Origin of the sequence: Butyricimonas sp. DFI.6.44 (assembly GCF_022132345.1) — a bacterium.
Taxonomy (GTDB): domain Bacteria; phylum Bacteroidota; class Bacteroidia; order Bacteroidales; family Marinifilaceae; genus Butyricimonas; species Butyricimonas muris.
The window spans coordinates 14,927-39,891 of the sequence record NZ_JAKNJD010000015.1; the positions used below are offsets into that span (position 1 = coordinate 14,927).

Sequence of the window (24,965 nt, forward strand, 5' to 3'; positions counted from 1 at the left end):
CATGTCTTCATTAAAGCAAAAGACAATAAAGGGTACAGCTTGGAGTTTTGCCGATAATATAGCCAACCAAGGAATAATGTTTCTGGTCGGGTTGGTATTGGCAAGATTACTTACCCCGGAAGAATACGGTTTGATAGGTATTATTACCATATTCATAGCCGTGTTCAATAGTATTGTTGACAGCGGTTTTTCTAATGCTTTGATTCGAAAGAACAACGCTAAAGATGTAGACTACAGCACGGTGTTTTTTTCTAACTTGCTGTTGAGTATTTTATTATTCTTTGTTCTTTTTGCTTGTTCGCCTGCTATCAGCCGTTTTTTTGATAACTCGGAATTGATTCTCTTAACCCGTGTTATGGGAATAGTGTTGATTATTAATGCTTTTGCTATTATTCAACAGACGATCTTAATGAAGCGTGTTGACTTCAAGACGCAGACTAAAGTCTCTTTAATTGCCTCTATCTCGAGTGGAATTATCGGAATCAGTATGGCATTCGGGGGAATGGGGGTATGGAGTTTGGTCGGGCAACAGATATCCCGGCAATTACTGAACACCGGTTTTCTTTGGTTTTATAATAAATGGCTTCCCAAACTGCAATTCTCGTGGCAAAGCTTTCGTGAATTATTCGGGTTCGGGTGGAAATTATTGGTATCAGAACTGATCAACACGACTTGGAAAGAAATTTTTCAAGTGGTTATCGGGAAATGTTATAGTGCGCAAATGTTAGGACAGTACACCCGTTCCAAACAATTTGGTGCCATCTTTTCCAGTAACCTGACTACCATCGTGCAACGCGTGAGTTATCCGGTGTTGAGTTCTATTCAAGATGATAAGGAACGATTGAAGTTGGCGTACCAAAGGGTGATCAAGGTTACGATGTTGATTACTTTTGTTTGTATGTTGGGATTGGCCGCTATTGCCAAACCGATGATATTGGTTTTAATCGGGGAGAAATGGCTGATCGCGGCAGGTTTACTGCCTATTATATGTTTTAACATGATGTTGTATCCCTTACACGCTATCAACTTGAACATGTTGCAAGTACAGGGGCGTTCAGACTTATTCCTGAAATTGGAAATTCTAAAGAAGATCATTGCTGTCGGACCTATTCTGTTAGGTATCTTTATCAGTATCTATTGGATGCTTTGGGGGAGCGTGAGCACGGGTTTTGTCGCTTATTATCTAAATGCTTATTACTCCGGTAAGTTCTTGAACTATACCATGAAAATGCAGATCAAAGATATATATCCTTCTTTTTGCATCGGGGGTGTGATGGCCGTTGTTGTTTACGCGGTTTCATACCTTCCGTTATCTCCTTTCCTCTTACTTCCGCTTCAATTATTTATCGGGGCAGGTATCGCCTTGGGGTTGTGCGAGATGACTCGTCGGGAGGAATATATCGAGATAAAAACGATCGCCTTGTCAGCATTACAAAAAATTAAAAATGGAAGATAAACAAATTACAGTAACCTCCCCATTACTCCCGGATCTTGATGAGTTTAACGATTTACTGAAACGTATCTGGGATAAAAAGTGGATTACCAATAACGGGAGTTTTCATAAAGAACTGGAAGCCGCGTTATGCGAGTATTTAAAAGTGCCTTACATTAGTTTGTTTACTAACGGTACCTTACCTTTAATGTGTGCGTTGCAGGCTTTACGAATAACGGGAGAGGTCATTACCACTCCTTATAGTTTTGTCGCCACGACACATTCTTTGTGGTGGAATGGTATTAAACCGGTATTCGTGGATATTGATCCCGAAACCTGCAATCTTGATCCGGATAAAATCGAGGCGGCAATAACTCCTAAAACCACGGCAATTATGCCTGTCCACGTGTACGGAAAACCTTGTGACACGGGACGTATTCAAGCAATAGCCGATACTTACGGGTTGAAAGTGATTTATGATGCCGCCCATGCTTTTGGTGTGGAGGTAAACGGAAAATCTATTTTGAATGCCGGAGATATGTCCACGTTGAGTTTTCACGCGACTAAAGTTTATAACACGATAGAAGGCGGGGCTTTGGTGTATCACGACGAAAAGACCAAAAAGAGGATTGATTATTTGAAAAACTTCGGTTTCGCGGATGAGGTGACTATCGTGGCGCCCGGTATTAACGGAAAAATGGACGAGGTGAGGAGTGCTTACGGTTTGTTAAATCTAAAACAAGTGGATGCCGCGATCGAAGGTCGGAAGCAGGTGGCTGTAAAATATCGGGAAGGACTCCGGAATATAAAGGGTATCCGTGTCATGGAAGATATGCCGGGAATCCGCCATAATTATTCTTATTTCCCAATTTTTATTGATGCCGAGGAATACGGGATGACTCGCGATGAACTTTATTTCAGAATGAAAGAATGGAATATCTTGGGGCGTCGCTATTTTTACCCGTTGATCACGGAGTTTTCTACTTACCGGGGATTGGAATCCGCCAACCCGGTGCATCTTCCTGTTGCTGTGAAAATGGCGGATAGTGTCATCTGTTTACCAATGTATTACGGGTTAACGGAGAATGATATTGATAAGATCTTGAATTGTATTCAATCCGGTCAATGAAAAAATTGTTGATTCTTGGTGGTACATATTTTCAAGTACCGGCTATTAAATACGCTAAATCACAAGGTTATCATGTTATAACCTGTGATTATTTACCGGGTAATCCGGGGCATAAATGGGCTGACGAATATTATAATGTAAGTACTACTGATAAAGAGAAAGTTTTGGAATTGGCTCGCTCTCTTCATGTGGATGGGATTCTTTGTTTCGCTTCAGACCCGGCAGCTCCCACGGCAGCTTATGTCAGTGAAAAATTAGGTTTGCCGGGAAATCCGTATGATAAGATTGTCCTTTTAGGGGAAAAGCATTTGTGGAGGGAGTTTTTAAGAAAAAACGATTTCCGTGTCCCGAAAGCAAAACCTTATCTTGATGTTCGAGAAGTGAATACAGATGAATGGAGGTTCCCGGTCATGATAAAACCGGTAGATTCGTCCGGTAGTAAAGGAATTTCTAAAGTTTCGGATAAGAATGAGCTTGCGGGGGCTTTTCACTATGCTCTGTCGTATTCTAGGCTTAAAATTGTGTTGATAGAAGAATATATTGAAAAAGTCGGACCCCAGATCGGGGGAGATGGTTTTTTTGGTACTTCCCGGTTGGATTTTGTATGTTATGGAGATCAGGTTGTAGATGAGAGTATTAATGGCTATGTCCCCTGCGGGATGAAATTTCCTTCTTTACTATCTTCCGTTTTGAAAAAGAATATTACGGATGATATCGAGCGGGCGATTCAGCTTTCCGGTTTAAAAAATTTATCCTTTAATCTTGAAGTGATGGTCGATAAAAACGATCATGTTTATCTTATGGAACTTGGTCCTCGCAACGGGGGAAATTGCATCCCGGAAGTAATACAAAATTATACCGGCGTGAATATGGTCGCCTTGGCTGTCGAGGCTTCTTTGGGAAACACGATTCCTGTAACGCCCGGTTCTAATGAGCATGTTTTTGCTTATTACGCGTTGCATAGTCATATCCCCGGGATATATAAAGGATATTGCTTATCCGGGCATTTTAAAGGAAGAGTGAATAATTCCTATATATTCCTGAACGAGGGAGATAAAATAGATGTTTTTTTAGGTTCCAACCAAACAATTGGAATATTGTTGTTGGAGTTTGATACCCGGGAGGATATGGATGCTTTTTTTGAAACACCGTCGACTTATGTTGAAGTAATGGTAGAGCAAGGAAATGCATAAAGAAATCGGGGGATATTTTCAGCTGGAATTGTCGAATAAAGGCAGTTTTATGCATGATAACGGGGTATTGTTGAATTCCGGAAGAAATGCTTTGGAGTATATACTTCGGGCAAAAGGGAATATCAGTCGTTTGTGGATACCATATTACACGTGCGATACCGTCTTGGAGCCTCTTGTGAAATTGAATCTGCCTTATTCTTTTTATTCGATTGACGAGCAACTGGAACTTCAGAAGTTAATAGAATTGCAACAGGGGGAATATATTCTTTATACAAATTATTTCGGCGTGAAAGATAGATATGTCCATTATCTTTCAGAACAATACGGGAGTCAACTGGTCGTGGATAATGCTCAGGCTTTGTACGCGGAGGTTATCAAAGGTGTATCAACCCTGTATAGTCCCCGGAAGTTTGTCGGGATACCTGATGGGGGTATTGCTTATGAAGATTTGCCATTGGAGAGGCAAGTTTACGAGTTGGATAAATCTTATTGTCGATGCGAACATCTTTTAAGACGCTATGATGAACCGGCGTCAGACGGGTATATTGATTTTAGAGCAAACAGTGGCCAACTTGTGATGCAACCTGTGAGGGAAATGTCTTTGTTGACTCGTGCATTACTTTCAAACATTGATTTTATTCAGGTTAGAGAGCGCAGACTGAAGAACTTCGCGTATTTGCATAAACATTTAGGTACTTCCAATCTATTGGATTTGAACATATCCTTTTCCTGTCCTATGGTATATCCTTATCGCGTGAGGGAAGGTGCTGATATAAGAAAGAAGTTGATAGTTGATAAAATATATGTAGCCACCTATTGGCCGAATGTGTTTCAATGGTGTGCTTCCGATGCGTTGGAGTGTCGTTTGGCTGATGATATATTGCCTTTGCCGATTGACCAGCGGTACGGCAGTTGTGACATGGAGCGTATTTTGAATGTAATAAATAATTAATGATGGAAGAGAATAAAATATTTTTAAGGGGATTCGAGCCCGAAGATTATATTTTAATAAATCAATGGAGAAATGATCCGGAAATGCAGAAACTTCTTTCCGGTAATTTTCGGTATGTTTCTTTAGAAATGGAGAGAGAGTGGGTTAGACAAAAGATGATGAATAACACCAAAGAGATTTATCTGTCTGTTTGTCTGAATGATGAAAGTCGTCGGATGGTTGGTTATACATCCGTTAATGATATTGATTACGTGAGTCGATGTGCTCACGGGGGTGGGGTTGTTATTGGAGATAAGCAATACCGGGACGGAGAAATAAGACATGAGGTAGGGAGACTTATTCGAGAATTGGTATTTGATCACTTGAACATGAATCGTTTTACTGCAGCCTGCCTCGCGGAACATAAAACATCCAGAATCATGATCGAAGCCTGTGGGTTTCAATTAGAAGGTATAAAAAGGCAGGCCGTGTATAAAAACGGAACTTATCATGACCAATTCATGTTTTCTTTATTACGCGAAGATTACTACCGTTTGTTGGAGGAAGGACAATATAGTTTGAGAGCTTTTGCACGGCAGATAGAAATTGTAAGAAAACGGTTGAGAAACAAGTAATGCATTTCATCGGAAGTTTTTTATTGATATTTTGGCTTGGTTTTTGGGGTAATCATTCTATTGCCACGGACAAGGATACCAAGGTGCAAACCGAGCTAAAAAAAATCATGGAAGAATTACACGCTATCGGTTTGTCTGTTGTTGTGGTGGATAAAGGGCAAATCGTGTATAATGAATCTTTGGGTTATAAGTCAATTGATACGTCCAATGGAAATGGTAAAGAACCGTTACGAAACGGGTATATCTTTAGAATTGCCTCAATCTCAAAAACGTTTGTGGCTACGGCTATTTTTCAGTTGATCGAAAAAGGTCAGTTAGCGTTGAATGATGATATAAATCGTTATTTGAATTTCAAGGTGTCCAATCCGAAGTACCCGGAAATCCCGATAACTGTAAAAATGTTATTATCCCATCGTTCGAGTATAAACGATAGTCAGGGATACCATTCTTTTGATCACATAAGCCCCCGAAAAGGGAAAAATTATCAATCGTGCTATAATGATTATGCCCCGGGAGAGGGATATCAGTATTGTAATTACAATTATAACTTGTTAGGAGCCATTATTGAGAAAATATCCGGAGAACGATTTGATGTCTATATAGAAAAGTATGTAACAGGGCCGTTAAATCTTAATTGTAGTTTTAACGTGGAGCAATTAGATAGTAATTTACTTGTCCCATTGTATAAATATAATGCAAGCACAAAACGTTTCAATTTGATGCCTGAAGCGTATAAATCATATAAAGATTATTTGAATAATTACAGGTTGGCTTCCTATACTCCTCTTTTATCCCCGACCGGTGGTATGAAAATATCGGCTGAAGATTTGGCGAAGTATATGATTATGCATATCCAAAGAGGCAGGGATAATAATAGTCGGATTATTACCAAAAAAAGTGAGAAGCTTATACGACAGGTGGTTACACCGGAATCCGGGTATGCTCTTTCATTTAGGGAATATAAAGGACTTATTTCCGGAGAAATATTGTGCGGGCAAACCGGTGGAGCTTATGGGTTATTTAGTGCGATGATCTTCCAACCGGAGAAAAAATATGGTTTTGTCGTTATTACGAATGGCTGTATTTCGGAATCCGCGGATGGTTATCAAGATCTTCACAAGAGAGTGATAAATTGTTTATACGATAATTTTATAAGGAAGAACTAAATATATGGGTATATTACATTTGTGTTTTGATGGTAATTTTATAAATAATAGCCTGAAAGTATTCGAGAAGTATTACCCGGGACAAAATCTGTTTATCGTAAATAAGGAAAAAAAGGATTTTCAAATGTTACAAGACGATGAACGTTTACTGGGTATTCCCTTGGAGGAAGAGGATTTTCCTAAAGTTCATCAATTGTGTATTGAACATCATATTGATAAAATTATTATACATGGCATAAAACCAAGTTTCGTGGATTGTCTTCAATATTTAAAGAAACATGGTGAATTTAAAGTTTATTGGATTTTTTGGGGATATGAACTTTATTTTGCGTTAGGGCAATTAGGGAAATATAAACTCGTGGATGGGGGTGTAAATCCATTTTTGTTACAAACCTATTATTCTTCGAATCGATATAGTTATTTCGTAAAACGGATATGGTATGGGAAAAAGGTATTCGCAGATCTATTGAAAAAGTTTTTACCTATGGTAGATTACTTTTGTTTTTGGAATTATAAAGATTATGAATTATTACAGTCTTATTTTCATACTGATATAAAATATAAATTTTTTGCATATGCGGCTTATACCGGACAAGAGGAACCGGGGCATGGAGAAAAATTGCCTGCCAGAAGCTCGAGAACGATAATGATTAATCATCAAGCTTCTAATACAGGAAATCATTGTACTATAATGAACAAAATAGCTAGTTTGGATGCAAAAAATAGTTATAAAAAAATAGTACCACTTTCTTATGGCAGCCCTCGAGTAAGAAATCACGTTTTAAAAATAGGAAAGAAGTTATTTGCCAGTCAATTTCAACCGATATTTGAATATATGCCGCGGGATGAATATTTTGCATTGATTACTTCCGTGGAGGTTGCTGTATTTGGGGCAAGGAGGCAAGAAGCTTCTGGCAATATATCTACTTTACTTCGCAATGGTGTAAAAGTTTTTCTACGAGAAAATAATAATCTTTTGCAGTATTACAAAGAGAAGGGTTATATCCTTTTTTCGTTTGAGAATGATTTGCACTCGATGGAGGATTTAAAACCGTTAACGGTAGAAGAACAGAAACATAATAAAGAATGTAGTATCAAAAATAGAATCCTTTATGATCAATTTATGCCGTCTTTTTTTAATGAGTAGTTGATGAATTGAATGAAAGATATAAGCGGTTCATTCGTGTAAATTGATATTAAAAAAATAAAAAATGAATTCGGAATTTTTGTTGAATACTAAGACCGTACTGGTCACTGGGGCTTCTTCCGGTATTGGGAAACAAATTGCTTTGCGCTGTTCTGAAGCGGGGTGCTCTTCCATTGTCATAGGACGGAATGAAGATCGTTTGAATAATGTTTATCAAGCACTGGAGGGTGATAATAAATTAAAGTTTATTTGTGATTTATCTGATGAAAAAGAGATTGTTGCATTAGTGTCTTCTCTTCCCCCGCTTGATGGAATTGTTTTGTGTGCAGGAATGGTAAAAACGTCACCTGTAAAATATAATTCACGAGCCGGCGTAGAAGAGGTATTTAAAACAAACACTTTTTCTAATATCACTTTGCTTCAATATTTACTGCGTCAAAACAAGATTAATAAAGGTGCATCAGTTATATTTATTTCATCGGTGGCTTCGTTAAAGCCTTATAAAGGAAATTCGCTGTATTCGGCTTCTAAAGGTGCGATAAATTCTTTTGCGAAAGTAATGGCTTTGGAATGCGGAGTTAAAAGTATACGTGTAAATTGTATTCATCCGGGTATTATTCGTACAAAATCTGAGAGTAATTTCTCCGAAGAGGATATGGCCAAACAGGCTGCTATGATTCCGTTAGGTTTTGGAACTCCTGATGATATTGCTTATGGATGTATCTATTTACTTTCCGATGCCGGTAGATGGATTACCGGTACCGACTTGATTATTGACGGAGGACAGGCAATTAGTTAATTACTTACATGTAAATATATAGTGTAATGAAAGTATTGATAAAGAATGTAAAGATCAAGGCTGTGGCAACTTGTCTTCCGGAGAAGACGTTTGAAATGGATTCCTTGAAAGGCGAGTACGAGGAGAAGGAGATTGATAATGTAAAGAAAACGACGGGTGTTGTCCGGGTGCATGTGGCGGGACAGAATCAAACGACCTCGGACTTATGCTTTGAAGCCGCCGAACTTTTGATAAAAAATGAAAAAATTGATCGGGATATAATTGATGGAGTCGTGTTTGTTTCTCAAACCTTTGATTATTTATATCCGGCTACCTCTGTGGTTCTACAGCATAAACTCGGATTATCGCAGGAAACCATTTGCTTTGACATATCCTACGGGTGTTCCGGATATTTGTATGGCTTATTTCAAGCGGCATCCATGATTCATTCCGGGGCATGTAAAAACGTGTTGCTAATGGCCGGAGATACGAATACAAAGATATTGAATCCGAGTAATCTCGGGGCAAGGATGGTTTTTGGCGATTGCGGTTCGGCAACGTTAATTTCAGAAGGTAATTCTTCAATCGGTTTCCATTTATGTTCCAATGGAGCGGGAGCCAACACCGTGATAAATGTTAATGGCGGTTTCCGTCATTGGCCGGATAACGTGGGGAAATTGGATTATAGTAAGAATGCCAATAAAGGGGATGATGTTTTCGCGTTTATAGTATCGTGTGGTACCAAAAGTATTAAAACGATGCTGGAATTTATGGAATGGGATAAGGATGAAGTAGATTTTTACGCTTTGCATCAAGCGACTAAGTTTACATTGGATTTTATGAAGAAGAAGATGAAACTTGATCAAGAAAAAGCTCCTTTTAATATTAAGAATTATGGGAATACCGGACCTACGACAGTTCCTTTGGTGTTGACCGATTACGCGAATGGAATAACAAAACCGGATACACGTCAGTGGCACAAGGTCGTGTTGGCGGCCTATGGTGTCGGATTATCATGGGGAAGTGCCGCTTGTGATCTGTCGGAAACGAATATTTACAAACCGATTAACCAAGATTTGAGATAATTTTTATATGAAAGTTTTCATGTTTCCGGGGCAAGGATGCCAGCACGAAGGAATGGGAAAGGAATTGTATGACCGTTTTCCTAAAGCTAGAGATATTTTTGAAAGAGCAAACGATTTGTTGGGGAGAAGGATAACCGATGTCATGTTTTATGGTACAGAGTTGGAGTTGATGGAAACTCGAAATACACAACCTGCAGTTTTCTTGTATGAAGTTGCATTGGCTTTAGCTCAGGAAGAACTGAAGCCGGATCTGGTTGCCGGACATTCTTTGGGAGAGTTTGCCGCTCTTGTTGTAAACGGCACTATTAGTTTTGAAGATGGATTGAATTTGGTATTGCATAGGGCGTTGATTGCTCAAAAGGCTTGCGAAACAGTAAAAACAGCTATGGGGGCAGTTATCGGACTTCCCGATGAATATATAGCCCGAAGGATTAAAGAAATTTGGGATGAAACCGGAGAGCCGATTTATTTTGCCAATTATAATGGACCGGGACAAGTTGTTATTTCCGGTTCAAAAAAAGGTATTCGATTAGCTTGTAAGGCTTTTATGGCAGAAGGAGCCAAAAAGGCAGTTCCATTAATGATCGGTGGTAGTTTTCATACCCCGTATATGAAAGAAGCTCGTTTGGAATTAAAAGAACATATTGATAAAACAACTTTTCATACACCTTTTGTTCCTGTTTGTCAATGTGTGGACGGGCTATTACATTCGGAACCCGAACGGATAAAAGATAATCTGATAGAACACATTACTCATCCCGTGTTATGGACTCAAATGGTGCATAACTTGGCAAAAGAGGGGGCAATGGATTTTTATGAAGTGGGTCCGGACGATACTTTGCAAAAAATTGTAGCCCGTATGTACCCGGATAAGCGTGTATGTTCGATTTGGACGCTTCCCTTGTATGAATCCTGCCAGCCATTAAGTATTCATTAATATGCAGATGAATCTTGTTAGCGGATTTTCATCTTTAGCCGGATTCCTTTGGATATTTACGGCTATAAATCCTTTTTATCTTTGGAATCCGCTTGAAAATAGATTGACAACACTCGTTGGGGTTTTGGTAGTTATAGCTACGTTGTTTTTGTATAATAGAAGAAAATTGTTTTTTACCTCAAAGAGATTGTTGTTGGCTTTTTCTGTGTTTGTTTTTTTTGCTTATTTAACGTGGAGGTTGGATGATGGAATTTTAGCTACGGCAATTCGTTTTTTTATTTTTTTTCCACTGATACTGTTGGCTTTTTGGCGGAATGAGCTTCTGTACAAGGTGTATTCCCTATTTAGAAATGTAATCATTTTTTTAGCCATAGGTTCATGCGTTATCGCCATTTGTGCGGTAACGGGGATTATACAGTATTTGCCCTATTACGAGTTGGAAGCACAGTCCAACGTTCATGAAATGGCAGGTGTAACCTATCGGGTGTATGGTTGTATCGTTGTTACGGCTAAAGGAGGCTTCCTGTCTTCTGTCATTCCGCGGGCGTGTGGCCCTTTGCAAGAACCGGGACACTTTGCCATTATTTTGGGTTTTATATTTTTGATAGATCGATTTGCCCGAAATAGTATCAGTAAGTGGATCGTGATCTGTGGTATGTTGACGTTTTCAATAAATTTTGTCATCCTTGCCGGATTGGGAGAGTTATATGACATGATGGTCAATAAGGTAGGATGGAGAAAGTTGAAAATTTACCTGTCTTTTTTGTTATTTTGTACGATTATCTTTTTTAGTTTAGATGAAAGTTTACAAGCACAGTTATCGTTTTTACTTTATGAAAGAAATCTAGAGCAAATTGTAGGTTCTTTTATCTCAACAAATTCTTTACAGGGGGCTTTGGATGAACGTATTAACCAAACAGGGGCTTATTACTACGAACAGTTTACTCATTCGTCCAAGGTGATATCGGGTTTAGGTAAACTTGACAGTGAAGTTGTTCTTTCTGATTATCGCGGATTAATTCTTCTTTTAGGATATATCGGTTTGATTTTATCTGTAATTTTAGCTTATACAGCTTTGTTAGGTGCTAAATTTAGACAGGGAATATTCCTGATTTGTGCGCTATTTCTGGTTTATCTTCATCGGGCATGGATGATGCACCAACCTTATATATATTTTTTGATATTTATTGCTATTTGCATGTATAATTATAGCATATATAGTAAACGAGTCTACGATTCAAAATAAAATTAGTATTAATATAATTGAGTATTTATTATGATTACATTAGATGAATTTGTGCAGAGATTTGCAGCAGAGTTTGATGAAACTCCTATTGAAACTTTTACTTCTGATACAGAATACAAAAAATTGGAAGAATGGGGATCTTTGGTAGCGCTTTCAATTATATCAATGATTGATGAGGAATTTGATAAATTCCTTACGGGAGCGGATCTGCGTTCCGTGTCTACGATTAAGGAATTATATAATTTAATACAAACTCGATAAATTGATACGGATATGCAAAATTTCATAAAACAATTTGCGGAGTTATTTGAAGAAACGGATCCGGAAGTGTTTAAGGCGGGAACAAAATTCAGAGAGTTGGATGAATGGTCTTCCTTGATTGCTTTGGCATTAATCTCCATGATTGATGAAGAGTATGATATTGTACTTAATGGAGAAGATATTCGTGATGCGGTGACAATAGAAGATTTGTATAATAAAGTGTTGGAGAAGAAATAATATCATGGCTTACAATCCATACTCTCTGGACGGGAAGGTGCTATTGATAACCGGGGCAGCCGGGGGAATTGGCAGAACTACTGCTATCGAGTGTTCAAGGTTGGGTGCGAGCTTGATTTTGACAGACATAAATGAAGAGGGGTTGAAAGAAACTTTATCTTCCCTTGAGGTTGTTTCCGGTCAAGAACATCGCTATTATAAGATTGATCTTACCGAGGAACAAGAAATAGCGGACTTGGTCGAGAATGTACCTGCTTTGGACGGGTGTGTTTGTAATGCCGGAGTCATGAAACTTACCTTAACTCAATTTATTACAATAGCAGAGATCGAAAGGGTTCAGCGAATAAACTTGATAGCCCCGATGTTATTGACAAAATATCTCGTGAAAAGGAAGAGAGTGAAACGGGGGACTTCGATTGTCTTTACGGCTTCGGCGGGTGGTGTTTTTCGGGTTTCTGTCGGGAACGGGATTTATGCTACCACTAAATGTGGAATAGATGCGTTTATGAGGACGGTGGCACTTGAATTGGGACCTAAAGGTGTTCGATGCAATAGTGTTAATCCCGGTATGGTGGAAACCAATTTAGTGCGTAATGGACAATTCACGGAAGAAGATCACCGAAAAGAATTGCAAAACTATCCCTTGGGACGATATGGGCAACCTTTAGATGTAGCCTTGGCCGTTATTTATTTGTTATCGGATGCTTCCTCGTGGGTGACCGGAACTGCTTTAAAAATAGATGGAGGGATGACTTTAAGTTAATACTTATGGAAAGATTGTTACAAGGTAAGGTTTGTATAATCACGGGTGCTGCCCAAGGTATCGGTAAAGCTATCGTCGAGCGTTTTGCCGGAGATGGAGCGGTGGTATATGCTTTCGATCGGCAGGTTGGAGTAATGGAGCAATGGGTAGAGGCTTGTGCTGAACGTTTCGGGACAAGAGTAATACCCGTTTGTTGCGATATTACGAATAGTGCAGAGGTGAAAAGTGCGTTGATGTCAATTCACAAGCAGGAAGGAAGAATAGATGTGCTGGTGAATAATGCAGGAGTGGTTTTCAACCGGAAGATGGGAATGATTGTTCGTGATGAAACGGAATTGATGTTTCGGGTGAATGTGATCGCCGTCTTGGAGTTGGTACAACTGGCCGCCCGATTTATGGCAAGAAACAAGACCGGTTCGATTGTGAATATTGCTTCTGTGACAGCTGTATTAGGATCGCCGGGACAAGTTGCTTATTCGGCAACGAAGGGGGCGGTTATATCCTTGACAAAATCGGCAGCGAAGGAACTTGCTTTACAAGGAATACGGGTGAATGCGGTGGCTCCGGGAATCGTGGAAACGGAACGCTTCACTGAGTTGTACGAAACCACGGGAAACAAGATTGATCAACGCATAGGAAAAATTGCTCTCGGACGTTTGGGGAGCCCGGAAGACGTGGCTAATGCCTGTGCTTTTCTGGCTTCCGAGAGGGCTTCTTATATTTCCGGACAGATTTTAGGAGTGGACGGTTGTGCGTCAATATAAAGGTATGGTACTGAATATTAATAAGCATGATGCTGATTCTTTGGCGGTAGTAGATTCTGCCGGAAACAAGTTGAGATATGGGGAACTGGTGGAGTTTTCAGAAGAATTGAAACGAGAGATCTCCAATCGTTCTCTGGTGTTCGTTTTTGCCGATAATGACGCGGGTGGGATTGCTTGGAGTATGGGATTCATAAATACCGGGATTGTCCCTTTGTTGTTGAATCCTAAGATAGATGGGGAGTTATTGGAACAGCTATATTCAATTTACCAACCCGGTTATGTATGTGTTCCAAGTAGGGATGCTGAACGATTCGGTTTTGGACAGAAGTTGAGTCGTTTCGGTTATTCCTTATTGAAAACGGGGAATATGGCTTATCCGCTACATGAGAAGTTATCGCATCTTTTACCCACGTCCGGTTCCACGGGCAGCCCGAAATTGGTGCGGCACAGTTACGAGAATGTGGAGGCTTCTGCGTTGAACATCTCGACTTTTTTTCAATTAAAAAAAAGTGATAGACCGCTACTCGTGTTACCCTTGTATTACACGATGGGGTTATCAGTTGTGTTCAGTCATTTGTTCGTTGGAGCGACTATTCTTGCCACGGATTTGAGTATGACACAGCGGGAGTTTTGGATTTTTTTGAAAGAACAAAAAGCGACGAGTTTCACGGGAGTACCTTACAGTTTCGAGATCTTGCGAATGATGCGTTTTTTCAGGATGGCTCTGCCCGATTTGGAGTTGTTGACACAAGGCGGGGGAAAACTGTCAAGGGAATTGAATCTTCAATTTGTGGAATACGCACAACAAACAGGGAAACGATGGATAGCCACTTACGGTCAGACGGAAGGAACAGCCAGAATGGCGTATTTACCGCCGGAATTTGCTTTGTCAAAGTGTGGTAGTATTGGTAAAGCTGTGCCTAACGGGGAATTGTACCTGACGGACACGGGGGGACAAGTGATCGAGGAAAATAATCGGGAGGGGGAATTGTGCTACCGGGGAAAGAATGTGACATTGGGGTATGCCTTGTGTAAGGAGGATTTGGCTTTGGGAGATACGCGAAACGGAAGTCTGAAGACGGGAGATTTGGCGTATCGGGATAGTGACGGATTTTATTATATCGTGGGGCGTACAGGGCGTTTCCTGAAGCTATACGGGACTCGGGTAGGGTTGGACGAGTGCGAGCATATCATTAAATCGAAATACCCGATAGAATGCGGTTGTGTGGGAACGGACGTGAAGATGATGGTTTACATTACGCGACCCGAACTGCAAGAACAGGTAAAAGGAGAACTGGTGGTAAAGACCGGGATTGTGGCTTCGGCTTTCGAGGTAAGGGTGATTCCCGAGCTGCCTAAGAATAACGTGGGGAAGATTTTGTATAGTAAATTGAGTAACCAATAAAATGAAAATAATAATAATGGAGCAGAAATATAACAAGGTATTCACGGAAGTCTTTGGTGTGGCAGAGAATGTTTTGAATGATGATTTTTCAAAGGATAGTGTAAAGGAGTGGGATTCCGTGCATCAATTGAATGTAATTGCATTACTGGAAGAAACGTTTGATATCATGTTTGAGCCGGAAGATATCATGAGTTTCACGTCTTATAAGACGGGCAAAGAGATATTGAGAGTGTACGGGGTGGAAATTTAACACGGTAAGACTTATGGCAAGGTGGGAGATAAAAAACGTGAGAATGGCAGGAGTTGCGGCAGCTGTTCCTCGAAACGTGATTCATACGACGGATTTTGACTTTTTTACCCCGGAAGAAGCCGAGGTATTCAATAATACGGTTGGTATTAAGCAAAGACATCTTGCTTCGGATGATGTTTGCGCATCGGATCTGTGTTTTGCTGCTGCGGAAAAACTTTTAGCTGACTTGAAGTGGGAACGAGAGAGCGTGGATGTTTTGATATTCGAGTCGGTAACCGGAGATTATAAAACTCCGCCCACGTCTTGTTTATTGCAGGAACGGTTGGGATTTTCGGAGAATTGTTTCACGATGGATATCCCGATGGGGTGTTGCGGTTGTATGTATGCCATTACAACAGGAGGAAATTTATTATCTTCCGGTAGCGTGAAACGCGCCTTATTGCTTGTCGGGGACACGGCTTTAAGAATGGGATCCATGAAAGATAAAAGCCGAGTACCGTTGTTTGGTGATTGTGGTACGGCAATGGCGTTAGAATATGATCGGACAGCACATGACATCGTGGTTGATTTTCACTCGTACGGGAAAGGATACGAGGCGTTGATGACTCCCCACGGGGGATTTCGTCACCCGATCACGGAAGAGTCTTTCGTGTATGAAGATTTCGGGCACGGGATTGTTCGAGCACCCGTGCACACGTTGATAAACGGAATGAACGTGTTTTCTTTTGCGATTTCCAAACCGCCCAAGTCGATAGAAACCTTTATGGCGGATTATAATATTGACAGAGATCATGATATAGACTATTTTCTTATCCATCAAGCAAACAAGATGATTGTTGATCGGATTGTTAAAAAATTGAAGTTGCCATTAGGAAAGGTACCATATAATTTGGAAGAATTCGGGAATCTGGGGGGAGCTTCTATTCCCTCGTTAATGGTGACACGTTTGCGGGAACAATTGATAAAAGAAGAGAAAACTTTACTTATGTCTTCTTTCGGATTAGGATTGACTTGGGGAACCGTGTGGATGAAGTCCCAACCGATGATTGTGCCCGAGTTGGTTTTGGTATAGTAATTTGAGAGTCTTGTGCAGAATAGATTTGATAAAGTTCCGGCAAACTATATGTATAATATTTTAGTACTTGATGGCGGAACGCAGGGACTAATAATAGTCAAGTCTTTACGTAAACTGGGTAACAGAGTCGTGATGATATATCACGGAAAACATTCGTACGCGGATGATTCAAAATATGTTTCGAAAAAATATTTCTGTAACTTAAAAGACGATACTGTTTTATTCTATGACTTCGTTGTTGATGTTGTAAGAAAAGAAAAGATAGATGCGGTTATTCCGATGTCAGATATGGCTTCTAAGTTTTTAAGTAAAAATAAAGAGGCATTATCACAATATGTTAGGTTCCAAGTTCCGGATTATAATGTATTTGAGAATGGATATGATAAAAACAAATTGATGAGTTTATGCAAGGCTAAAAATTATCCACATCCATTTACAATCAATTCATTAGAGAATATAGAAAAAGTCGGTAAAGAGAAATGCGTGTTTCCGCTATTAATAAAACCTAATCATACCTGTGGAGGAAGAGGCATGACGCTGGTTCATTCCTATGAAGAGTTATTGGAAAAATATCCGATAATTTATGCCCAATATGGTGATTGTCATTTGCAGAAATACATAAAACAAGGTGGAGCTCAAGTGGAAGTTCAGCTATACGTGAACGAGAAGCAGGAGTTGGTAAGTTCGTCTGTCATTTATAAATATAGATGGTATCCGGAAAATGGAGGAAGTAGTTGTTGTGCCGTAACTGTTGAGAATAAGGAAGTGGTAGAGATTTGTTATAATCTGTTGAAAGATTTAGGTTGGGTAGGTTTTGCTGATTTTGATCTTATCGAAGACCCGGAAGAAGGTGATTTGAAAATCATGGAGTTAAATCCAAGAGTACCGGCTTGCGTTAAAGCGGCGATTGTTTCGGGTATAGATTGGGGAAGAATTATTTTAGACGAGTATATGGGAAATCCTCAACAAAAATACGAGTATCGCTATGGTAAATTTTTAAGGCATATCGGTTTTGAAATGTTATGGTTCTTTTATTCATCCAAACGTTTCAATACATACCCGAGTTGGTTCCGTTTTTGGGGTAAAAATTTGTATTTTCAGGATTTAGATATTAAAGACCCATTACCTTTTATTTGGGGAACCATGCATAATATAAAAAAGCAACTAAGCCCGTCTTTTAGAAAATCTAAAGATGGAACTAGAGTTTAATGGTTTGATATTTCTTGATTGGTAACACATTTGGGTTTCTACACGAAAATGACGGATATAAAGACAGTTTTGTATACACCGGAGTGGCACGAGAGGTTATTGACTTTCATGATTGCAGAATATCCTAATAGGAGTCGATCTTATCTGGATTGGTGGTTGACTAATTTGGATCATGGAAAACAGGAAAATTGGAATAAGACCGTGATCTTGATGAATGAAAATAAGATTATTGGTTGTACAACTGCTAATGAAACAAGAATGTCATTGCATGAAGGGAAAGAAAAGAATGTTTTTTTAGTCGCGAACGTGATTATTTCCAGTCATTTCAGGGGAAAAGGATTAAGTAAAATGTTATACGGTCATATAAATCAATTTACGAATTGGTTTTCGACAGGTATTACGGATATTGCGTGGAATATACAATCTAAGCTAATGGATGTATTCATTAAGCTTGATCCGGTGAGAGTGTATATTTCATTGAATCGATTTGTTGTAACTGCCGCTTTAAAGAAAATAGGACTTTTAAGGTATAAACCCGGAGAAAATTATCCCGATACATTTGAATTAAACAAGAACGAATTATTCGTGAAAGTCGATGATGTTGAAAAAACAGATATTCCTGAAAATGGTTATTGGATGGAGGATACAGTTGAGTTTGTTCGTGACAGGTCATTCTTGAAAAATAGATTCTTCAATATGTATAGGAAGGATGAGTATCATATGTATAATTATCTGATTGATGGAATAACGAAGGGGTATCTGGTCGTGAGAAAAACACGTCTTAGCGGGATTGATATGTTGTCACTGGTGGATTTCAGGTGTAGCCGATCTATTTACGAGAGGAGAATGATGCTAGCTGTTGTAAAATTGGCAAAAATGAATAAAATAGGTATCGTTATCACCTTAACATCGAGAAATTATTCATGGATTTCATGTAACCCGTTGACAATAAAAATGAAAAAAAAATTGCATACAGCAACAGGTGATCCAAAGATGATGAGAAATGAAAATATTTTGATCACGTCAGCAGATTCAGATTTGGATTTTGTGTATTATTAAGTCAGGAATCATGAACATACTAACTTTTGATATAGAGGATTGGTGGGCATATGAATATTATAAACTAGGCAATAAAGTTGATTGGCTGCCTCGTTTAAATGATTATTTGGAGCGTATTTTGGATATTCTTGAGGAGCGTGGTTATAAAGCAACTTTCTTTATTCTTGGCGAGATGGCTCGTTGTGCTCCGGATGTCGTTCGTAAAATAGATCGGGCAGGGCATCATATAGGAAGTCATTCAAATTCTCATACTTTTTTGTATAAATTTGATTATGCCGGAGCGGAAGAAGATACACGAGTGGGAATTGATTCTATCGAGCAGTTAATAGGTAGAAAAATCACGGCTTATCGAGCTCCTGCTTTTTCAATTTCGGATGAGAACAAGTATATCTTTGAAATTTTGCATAAGTACGGGATTGAAATTGATTCTTCGGTTTTCCCGGCTAATCGTTCTTTTGGCGGTTTTAATAATTTTCAGACAGATCGGCCCGCGATAGTAGAATACAATGGGATTCGTATTAAAGAGTACCCGATCCCCATGGTCACGTTGTGTGGAAAATCCGTGGCCTATTCCGGGGGAGGATATTTTCGATTGTTTCCTTATGGCATGATTCGTTCTTTCGTGAGGGAACACGATTACGTGATGACGTATTTCCACATGAAGGATTTTGATAATAAACAGGAAAGGCGTTATAAAGGATGGGAACGAGAACCCGCTGCAATACGTTATTTTAAAACTTATTACGGGCTTAAAGGGAATTTTAGGAAGTTTCAAAAGTTGGTCAAAGACTTTGAGTTTATTTCTCTTCAAGAAGCTGATAATTTATTTGATTGGCAAAAACAACGAATCATAAATATTTGATTTTTTTTCTATCGTGTAATAGAAAATGTTTGTGTTTTTTCTTGTTGTTATAAAATTTCATGGTGGTGTATAAATATTTTTTTAAGCGTGTGATTGACTTTATCGCTGTATTCTGTGTATTGTCGGTTATTTGGCCGATTTTAGGAATTATTGCTATATGGCTTTTTTTCGCGAACAAGGGTGCGGGAATTTTCTTTGTACAAGAAAGACCGGGTAAAAATGGAAAAATATTTAAAGTCATAAAGTTTAAATCCATGACTGATGAGCGTGATAAAGATGGAAAGTTATTACCGGATGCGTTAAGACTTACAAGAGTGGGACGTTTTATTCGCGGGACTTCGATAGATGAATTGCCTCAGCTTTTTAATGTGCTGAAAGGTGATATGTCGCTTATAGGACCAAGACCGTTAGTTATCCAATATCTCCCTCTGTATTCTGCGGAACAAAATCGAAGGCATGAAGTACGACCCGGGATTACCGGTTGGGCTCAGGTTCATGGTAGAAATTTGCTTTTGTTGAGTAAAAAATTCGAATATGATGTGTGGTATGTCGATCACTGTACCTTAATGACTGATATAAAGATTGTTTTTATTACGATAAAAAAAATCTTTACCAAAGAAAACATCGGAGAAGGTGCGGGGAATATGAAGGAAGTGGATGATCTTCATTTTTTAGAGCGGTTAAAAAAACAATGATAGAATTTGGTTCTGATTTTCATGTGATAGATAATTTCCACGGGGAAAAATCTATCGTAAACTTTTATTCTAATTCCCAATTTTTAGCGGATGGAAGACAATGTATACTCTGGCTTATTGATTATTTTAAGTGGAAACGCGTTTGGATGCCGGCCTATTTCTGCTATGAGGTTGTAGATACGATAAAGAATAGTCCGGTTGAAGTTGTCTTTTATGAAGATTCGCCTTTGGCTAACGATACATCCTTGATATCTAAAATAGACTTCAAAAAAGGTGATGTTTTATTAAGGGTAAATTTTTTTGGACTTCGGGGTTTTAGAAGTAACGTTGACATACCTGTTCCTGTAATAGAAGATCATTCGCACGATTTAATTGGAGAGTGGGCACAAAAAAGTGATGCAGATTGGTGTATCGCTTCTTTGAGAAAGACGATTCCTATTCCGGAGGGGGGGATTTTATGGTCACCGAAAGGATTCTTGGGAGAGAAAATTTTTCAACGTGTTGAAGAGAATGAAAGCCTTGCCCAAAAAAGGTGGCGTGGCATGGAATTAAAAAAGTTGTATTTACAGGGGAGCATTGATGATAAGAATTGTTTTAGAAATTTATACTTGGATACTGAGAAAGAATTTGAGCGGCTTCCTGTTTCTCGTCTGGATGATAGGAGTTTAGAATATATTGCAAGTTTTGATATCGTAACGTGGTATCTTCAAAAATCCGAGAATCAAAAAAATCTTGCCCGTATCGCCTCGGCTTATTTTAAGATACTTAACACGGAGAATAGTAAATGTAATCCATTTTCATACATCCTTTTATTCGAGGATACAAGAAGGCGGGATGAGGTAAGAGAAAATCTTATAAAACGGCGTGTTTACCCTGCTATATTATGGAACATTTGTGATTCCCAGTCTATTGAGATACAAAATATTGGAGATAAAATTCTTTCTGTCCATTGTGATGGTAGATACACTGAAAAAGATATAGAGGAATTGAAACAGATAATAGAATCCGTGTTATGATAAACATTATTGGCTTGGAACACTCGGAACAATGGGACGAGATAGTTAAATCATTTAAAGAATATGATGTATATTATTTAAGCGGTTACGCTAAAGCCTTTCAAATCCACGGGGATGGTATACCAATTCTTGTTTATGTGGAGAGAAGCGAGTTGCGAGGAATGTGTGTGTATATAAAACGTGAGATTTCTCTTAACAAGCGTTCACGTGTATCTGAAAAAAATCAAATATTCGATCTGATTACACCTTACGGATACGGTGGTTTCCTTTTTGACGGGGTAGATAAATCAAAAATTGATGCAATGCTCGTCGAATTACAAGATTACTTCTTTAAAGAAGGGATCGTTAGTGAGTTTGTTAGATGGCATCCGCTTTTAAATAATGTGGATAGCCTTAGGGGTAAGATTGATATTATTGATTTGGGACATACTATTCATATGGATCTTACTTCTAAAGAAACTATTTGGCAGAATATTACGAGTAAAAATAGAAATACAATTCGGAGAGCGCAAAAATGCGGAATTGTAATTCATCATAAACAGGAAAGATATTTGCTTTCAATATTTAAGGAAATCTATAATTCAACCATGCGGAAAGATAATGCTGAAGAATATTATTATTTTGAAGATGCATTTTATGATTCCATTCACTCTGATTTGAAAAATAATTACGAATTATTTTATGCGGAGATTGACGGAAAGATTATAGCAATGGCGATAATTCTTTTTGCTAACCGAAAAATGCATTACCACCTTTCCGGCTCATTGGTAGAGTACCGTAACTTAAATCCTACAAATTTACTTCTTTATGAGGCAGCATGCTGGGGGGCTGAACAAGGATTTGAAACTTTTCATCTTGGAGGTGGTTTAGGTGCTTCAAAAGACAACCTGTATAATTTTAAAGCGGCTTTTCATCGTTATGCGGCGAATCAATTTTCTATTTCTAAAATGATATATAATCAAGGCGTTTACGATTATTTAGTAAATGAACGTATAAAAGAATCGGATTCTTTTGATACAGGGTCACATTTTTTCCCTTTATATAGAAGTGGCAGTTAAGAAATACATCTCATTTTTCAGAAAAAACTTTGATGGATATTATTCAAGTGGTGAATGTTGTGTTTAATTCCAATACTTACGTTTTATTGGAAGAGGGGCATGAGTGGTGTTGGTTAGTAGATGTGGGGGATGTAGCTCCGGTGTTGGATGCTATTCCCAAGGGGGGAACGGTACGGGGAATATTTCTCACGCATACGCATTATGACCATTTATACGGGATTAATCGTTTGGTCGAATTGTTTCCGGATTGTGTTGTATACACTTCGGAAGCCGGAAAAGAAGGATTATTTTCTGATAAATTGAATTTCTCCAGATATCACGATGACCCCATTTTATTCTCAGGAAACAATTTGTGTGTATTGCATGATAATGATGAAATAGAATTATTTCCGGGGGAGTTGTTGACTATAATGGAAACCCCCGGGCACGATAGCAGTTGTTTGACTTACTACACGAAGAAAGTAATATTCACGGGAGATTCCTTTATCCCCGGCTTGAAGATTATAACATCTTTTCCTCGTAGTGACAAAGAAGAGGCTGCTCGATCACTACAATTTATTCTAAAGATTGCAGAAGGTCGAAACCTGTATCCGGGGCATGGGGAGTTTTATATTTTTAATGAATAATATATTAGAATGAATTCAAGAATTTGGATGTCTCTTGCCCACATGGGGGGAAGAGAACAGGAATTTATACAAGAGGCATTTGACACGAATTGGGTTGTACCGTTAGGTCCAAACGTGAATGCTTTTGAAAAATCTTTGCAGGATTTTTTGACAGGAAACGGCGAATCGGGAGATGGGGGCAGAAGTGTTGTGGCGTTGAGTGCGGGAACGGCAGCATTACATTTGGGGTTGATTCTGTTAGGAGTGAAGATGGGGGATGAGGTAATCTGCCAATCGTTTACCTTTGCGGCATCTGCCAATCCTATTGCCTATCTTGAAGCAAAACCGGTGTTTGTCGATAGTGAACCGGATACGTGGAATATGGATCCGGTATTGTTGGAAAAAGCGATTAACGATAGAATTGCCATGACTGGTAAAAAGCCAAAAGCCATTATCCCGGTTCATTTGTATGGTATGCCCGGAAAAATGGACGAAATACTGGCAATAGCCCGAAAATACGAAATCCCTGTTTTAGAAGATGCGGCAGAGTCACTCGGATCCGAGTATAAGGGAAAAAAGTGTGGAATGTTTGGAGAGTATGCGGTACTGTCTTTTAACGGGAATAAAATAATCACGACTTCGGGCGGGGGGGCTTTGGTGTGTCCTTGTAACGATACTGCCGGGCGGGCGTTATTCTATGCCACGCAAGCAAGGGATAAGGCTCCTCATTATCAGCATTCTTGTATCGGGTATAATTATCGGATGAGTAATATATGTGCCGGTATAGGGCGGGGACAAATGTTCGTACTGGAAGAACATATTAATAGAAGACGGGTAATACATGATTTATATGCACATCTGTTTGAAGGAATGAAAGGTGTGCGTGTGATGAGTCAACCGGAAGGTGGGGATTTTGATTCTAATTACTGGTTGACATGTATCACGGTGAATTCGAATGAAGCAGGATTTACGAGAGAAGACGTCCGTTTAGCATTGGACGCGGATAATATCGAGAGCCGACCATTGTGGAAGCCGATGCATTTACAACCCGTGTTTGCAAATGCTCCATTTTATGGCAATGGAACGAGTGAACATTTGTTCGAGATCGGCTTGTGTCTGCCGTCGGGACCAACGTTGACCGACGAGGATATCGCACGGGTGGTAAACGTCATTCGTGATTTACAAAAAACAAATTCTTGAATTTAGATCAAAAAATAATAATATTGAATATATGTATACTTGGGGTAGAATTATTTTATTCCTGTTGGGGGGAATGTTGCTCTTTTCTTGTGGTTCCCGTAAGAAAGTCGTGTATCTGCAGGATGTTGAAGTTAATAAAAGAATAAAGGCAGAGTGTGAATACAAGACCGTGATTCATACGGATGACTTATTATCTATTATCGTGTCATGTGATGATCTGGAATCGGCATTGCCCTTTAACACGCCAATGATCGGTTTGGGCAGGGAAGTAAATACCACGACCACCCAACAGATTCCGCGTGGGTATCTGGTAGATAAGAACGGGGAGATTGATTTTCCGGTTTTAGGAAAAATAAAAGTAGAAGGCATTTCGCGGAATGATTTGGCGGAATTATTAAAAGAGAAGTTGTCGGTCTACTTGAAGAATCCTATCGTGACGATTCAATTCCAGAATTTTAAAGTGACCATTTTGGGTGAAGTAAAAAATCCCGGCAGTTATAAAGTCGCTAGTGAACGAGTTTCAATATTAGATGCCCTTGGTATGGCAGGAGATTTGGGGATTAACGGTAAACGGAAAAATGTACTGGTGATGCGGGAGCAAGGTGACGAAAAAATCTTTACTCGTGTAGATTTGACATCGAGTGAATTTATCGATTCGCCTTTTTTCTATTTACAACAGAATGATGTCGTGTACGTGGAACCCAACAAGGGACGGATCGCGGGAGGAAGTGTCAGTGCTTTCTTGCCCTATATATTGTCAAGTATGTCGACAATCGTGGCTTTAATTACTTTAATCGTGAAATAGTGTAAATGAAATCGTGTTAGGT

General features: G+C 39.1%; 27 protein-coding genes. All 27 read left to right on the forward strand.

The genetic code is table 11. From position 1 onward, the window contains the following. The first annotated feature begins 1 nt into the window (after nucleotide 1). The 27 genes from L0M98_RS18770 (at nucleotide 2) to L0M98_RS18900 (ending at nucleotide 24,943) form a co-directional block, all read left to right on the forward strand. Nucleotides 2–1,456, forward strand: a complete 1,455-nt coding sequence (locus tag L0M98_RS18770) for a lipopolysaccharide biosynthesis protein (RefSeq protein WP_227217324.1) — start codon at nucleotides 2–4, stop codon at nucleotides 1,454–1,456. Continuing rightward, entirely contained in the window at nucleotides 1,446–2,561 is a 1,116-nt protein-coding gene (locus tag L0M98_RS18775; protein WP_227217323.1) for a DegT/DnrJ/EryC1/StrS family aminotransferase, read from the forward strand. Before L0M98_RS18770 ends, L0M98_RS18775 begins: the two co-directional genes overlap by 11 nt. Then, a complete protein-coding gene (locus tag L0M98_RS18780) occupies nucleotides 2,558–3,754 on the forward strand; it encodes an ATP-grasp domain-containing protein (protein WP_227217322.1) in 1,197 nt (398 codons plus the stop codon). The genes L0M98_RS18775 and L0M98_RS18780 overlap by 4 nt, the downstream gene beginning before the upstream one ends. Continuing rightward, nucleotides 3,747–4,706, forward strand: a complete 960-nt coding sequence (locus tag L0M98_RS18785) for a hypothetical protein (protein WP_227217321.1) — start codon at nucleotides 3,747–3,749, stop codon at nucleotides 4,704–4,706. The genes L0M98_RS18780 and L0M98_RS18785 overlap by 8 nt, the downstream gene beginning before the upstream one ends. Further along, nucleotides 4,706–5,320 carry a GNAT family N-acetyltransferase gene (locus L0M98_RS18790; RefSeq protein WP_099289773.1) on the forward strand — a complete coding sequence of 205 codons (615 nt, stop codon included), beginning with the start codon at nucleotides 4,706–4,708 and terminating at the stop codon, nucleotides 5,318–5,320. Before L0M98_RS18785 ends, L0M98_RS18790 begins: the two co-directional genes overlap by 1 nt. Nucleotides 5,321–5,427: 107 nt before the next feature. Then, nucleotides 5,428–6,486 carry a serine hydrolase domain-containing protein gene (locus tag L0M98_RS18795; protein WP_176554840.1) on the forward strand — a complete coding sequence of 353 codons (1,059 nt, stop codon included), beginning with the start codon at nucleotides 5,428–5,430 and terminating at the stop codon, nucleotides 6,484–6,486. Nucleotides 6,487–6,490: 4 nt separating this feature from the next. Next, on the forward strand, nucleotides 6,491–7,633 hold the full coding sequence (locus tag L0M98_RS18800) for a TDP-N-acetylfucosamine:lipid II N-acetylfucosaminyltransferase (protein ID WP_099289775.1): 1,143 nt from the start codon (nucleotides 6,491–6,493) through the stop codon (nucleotides 7,631–7,633). A 64-nt stretch (nucleotides 7,634–7,697) separates the two neighbouring features. After that, nucleotides 7,698–8,432: an SDR family NAD(P)-dependent oxidoreductase gene (locus tag L0M98_RS18805; RefSeq protein WP_227217319.1), complete on the forward strand. Its 735-nt coding sequence runs from the start codon at nucleotides 7,698–7,700 to the stop codon at nucleotides 8,430–8,432. 26 nt (nucleotides 8,433–8,458) lie between these two features. Continuing rightward, on the forward strand, nucleotides 8,459–9,496 hold the full coding sequence (locus tag L0M98_RS18810; RefSeq protein ID WP_227217318.1) for a ketoacyl-ACP synthase III: 1,038 nt from the start codon (nucleotides 8,459–8,461) through the stop codon (nucleotides 9,494–9,496). Between the two features lie 7 nt (nucleotides 9,497–9,503). Next, nucleotides 9,504–10,433, forward strand: a complete 930-nt coding sequence (fabD, locus tag L0M98_RS18815) for an ACP S-malonyltransferase (RefSeq protein WP_227217317.1) — start codon at nucleotides 9,504–9,506, stop codon at nucleotides 10,431–10,433. Nucleotide 10,434: 1 nt separating this feature from the next. Continuing rightward, nucleotides 10,435–11,679, forward strand: coding sequence for a hypothetical protein (locus L0M98_RS18820; protein WP_227217316.1), 1,245 nt, complete (start codon nucleotides 10,435–10,437; stop codon nucleotides 11,677–11,679). A 30-nt stretch (nucleotides 11,680–11,709) separates the two neighbouring features. Next, nucleotides 11,710–11,940, forward strand: coding sequence for an acyl carrier protein (locus L0M98_RS18825; RefSeq protein WP_227217315.1), 231 nt, complete (start codon nucleotides 11,710–11,712; stop codon nucleotides 11,938–11,940). A 12-nt stretch (nucleotides 11,941–11,952) separates the two neighbouring features. Continuing rightward, complete coding sequence (locus tag L0M98_RS18830; protein WP_099289779.1) at nucleotides 11,953–12,177, forward strand: acyl carrier protein; 225 nt, start codon at nucleotides 11,953–11,955, stop codon at nucleotides 12,175–12,177. Nucleotides 12,178–12,181: 4 nt separating this feature from the next. Further along, nucleotides 12,182–12,940 carry an SDR family NAD(P)-dependent oxidoreductase gene (locus L0M98_RS18835; RefSeq protein WP_227217314.1) on the forward strand — a complete coding sequence of 253 codons (759 nt, stop codon included), beginning with the start codon at nucleotides 12,182–12,184 and terminating at the stop codon, nucleotides 12,938–12,940. A 5-nt stretch (nucleotides 12,941–12,945) separates the two neighbouring features. After that, entirely contained in the window at nucleotides 12,946–13,704 is a 759-nt protein-coding gene (locus L0M98_RS18840) for an SDR family NAD(P)-dependent oxidoreductase (protein WP_227217313.1), read from the forward strand. 4 nt (nucleotides 13,705–13,708) lie between these two features. After that, nucleotides 13,709–15,109 carry an AMP-binding protein gene (locus L0M98_RS18845; RefSeq protein ID WP_227217312.1) on the forward strand — a complete coding sequence of 467 codons (1,401 nt, stop codon included), beginning with the start codon at nucleotides 13,709–13,711 and terminating at the stop codon, nucleotides 15,107–15,109. A 1-nt stretch (nucleotide 15,110) separates the two neighbouring features. Then, nucleotides 15,111–15,359, forward strand: a complete 249-nt coding sequence (locus L0M98_RS18850) for an acyl carrier protein (protein ID WP_255723293.1) — start codon at nucleotides 15,111–15,113, stop codon at nucleotides 15,357–15,359. 13 nt (nucleotides 15,360–15,372) lie between these two features. After that, on the forward strand, nucleotides 15,373–16,431 hold the full coding sequence (locus L0M98_RS18855) for a ketoacyl-ACP synthase III (protein WP_227217311.1): 1,059 nt from the start codon (nucleotides 15,373–15,375) through the stop codon (nucleotides 16,429–16,431). A gap of 15 nt (nucleotides 16,432–16,446) precedes the next feature. Then, on the forward strand, nucleotides 16,447–17,643 hold the full coding sequence (locus L0M98_RS18860; protein ID WP_227217310.1) for a carboxylate--amine ligase: 1,197 nt from the start codon (nucleotides 16,447–16,449) through the stop codon (nucleotides 17,641–17,643). Nucleotides 17,644–17,853: 210 nt separating this feature from the next. Next, nucleotides 17,854–18,702 (forward strand): hypothetical protein, encoded by an 849-nt coding sequence (locus L0M98_RS18865; protein ID WP_237961860.1) that lies wholly within the window; start codon nucleotides 17,854–17,856, stop codon nucleotides 18,700–18,702. A gap of 10 nt (nucleotides 18,703–18,712) precedes the next feature. Next, nucleotides 18,713–19,564 (forward strand): polysaccharide deacetylase family protein, encoded by an 852-nt coding sequence (locus L0M98_RS18870; RefSeq protein ID WP_227217308.1) that lies wholly within the window; start codon nucleotides 18,713–18,715, stop codon nucleotides 19,562–19,564. Between the two features lie 65 nt (nucleotides 19,565–19,629). Further along, a complete protein-coding gene (locus L0M98_RS18875; protein WP_099289802.1) occupies nucleotides 19,630–20,259 on the forward strand; it encodes a sugar transferase in 630 nt (209 codons plus the stop codon). Continuing rightward, complete coding sequence (locus tag L0M98_RS18880) at nucleotides 20,256–21,275, forward strand: hypothetical protein (protein ID WP_227217307.1); 1,020 nt, start codon at nucleotides 20,256–20,258, stop codon at nucleotides 21,273–21,275. The genes L0M98_RS18875 and L0M98_RS18880 overlap by 4 nt, the downstream gene beginning before the upstream one ends. Beyond that, a complete protein-coding gene (locus L0M98_RS18885) occupies nucleotides 21,272–22,333 on the forward strand; it encodes a lipid II:glycine glycyltransferase FemX (RefSeq protein WP_227217306.1) in 1,062 nt (353 codons plus the stop codon). The genes L0M98_RS18880 and L0M98_RS18885 overlap by 4 nt, the downstream gene beginning before the upstream one ends. 32 nt (nucleotides 22,334–22,365) lie before the next feature. Next, on the forward strand, nucleotides 22,366–22,959 hold the full coding sequence (locus tag L0M98_RS18890; RefSeq protein ID WP_186977541.1) for an MBL fold metallo-hydrolase: 594 nt from the start codon (nucleotides 22,366–22,368) through the stop codon (nucleotides 22,957–22,959). A gap of 9 nt (nucleotides 22,960–22,968) precedes the next feature. Beyond that, nucleotides 22,969–24,138 (forward strand): DegT/DnrJ/EryC1/StrS family aminotransferase, encoded by a 1,170-nt coding sequence (locus L0M98_RS18895; RefSeq protein ID WP_099289790.1) that lies wholly within the window; start codon nucleotides 22,969–22,971, stop codon nucleotides 24,136–24,138. Between the two features lie 31 nt (nucleotides 24,139–24,169). After that, nucleotides 24,170–24,943: a polysaccharide biosynthesis/export family protein gene (locus L0M98_RS18900; RefSeq protein WP_227217305.1), complete on the forward strand. Its 774-nt coding sequence runs from the start codon at nucleotides 24,170–24,172 to the stop codon at nucleotides 24,941–24,943. Nucleotides 24,944–24,965 lie beyond the last annotated feature (22 nt).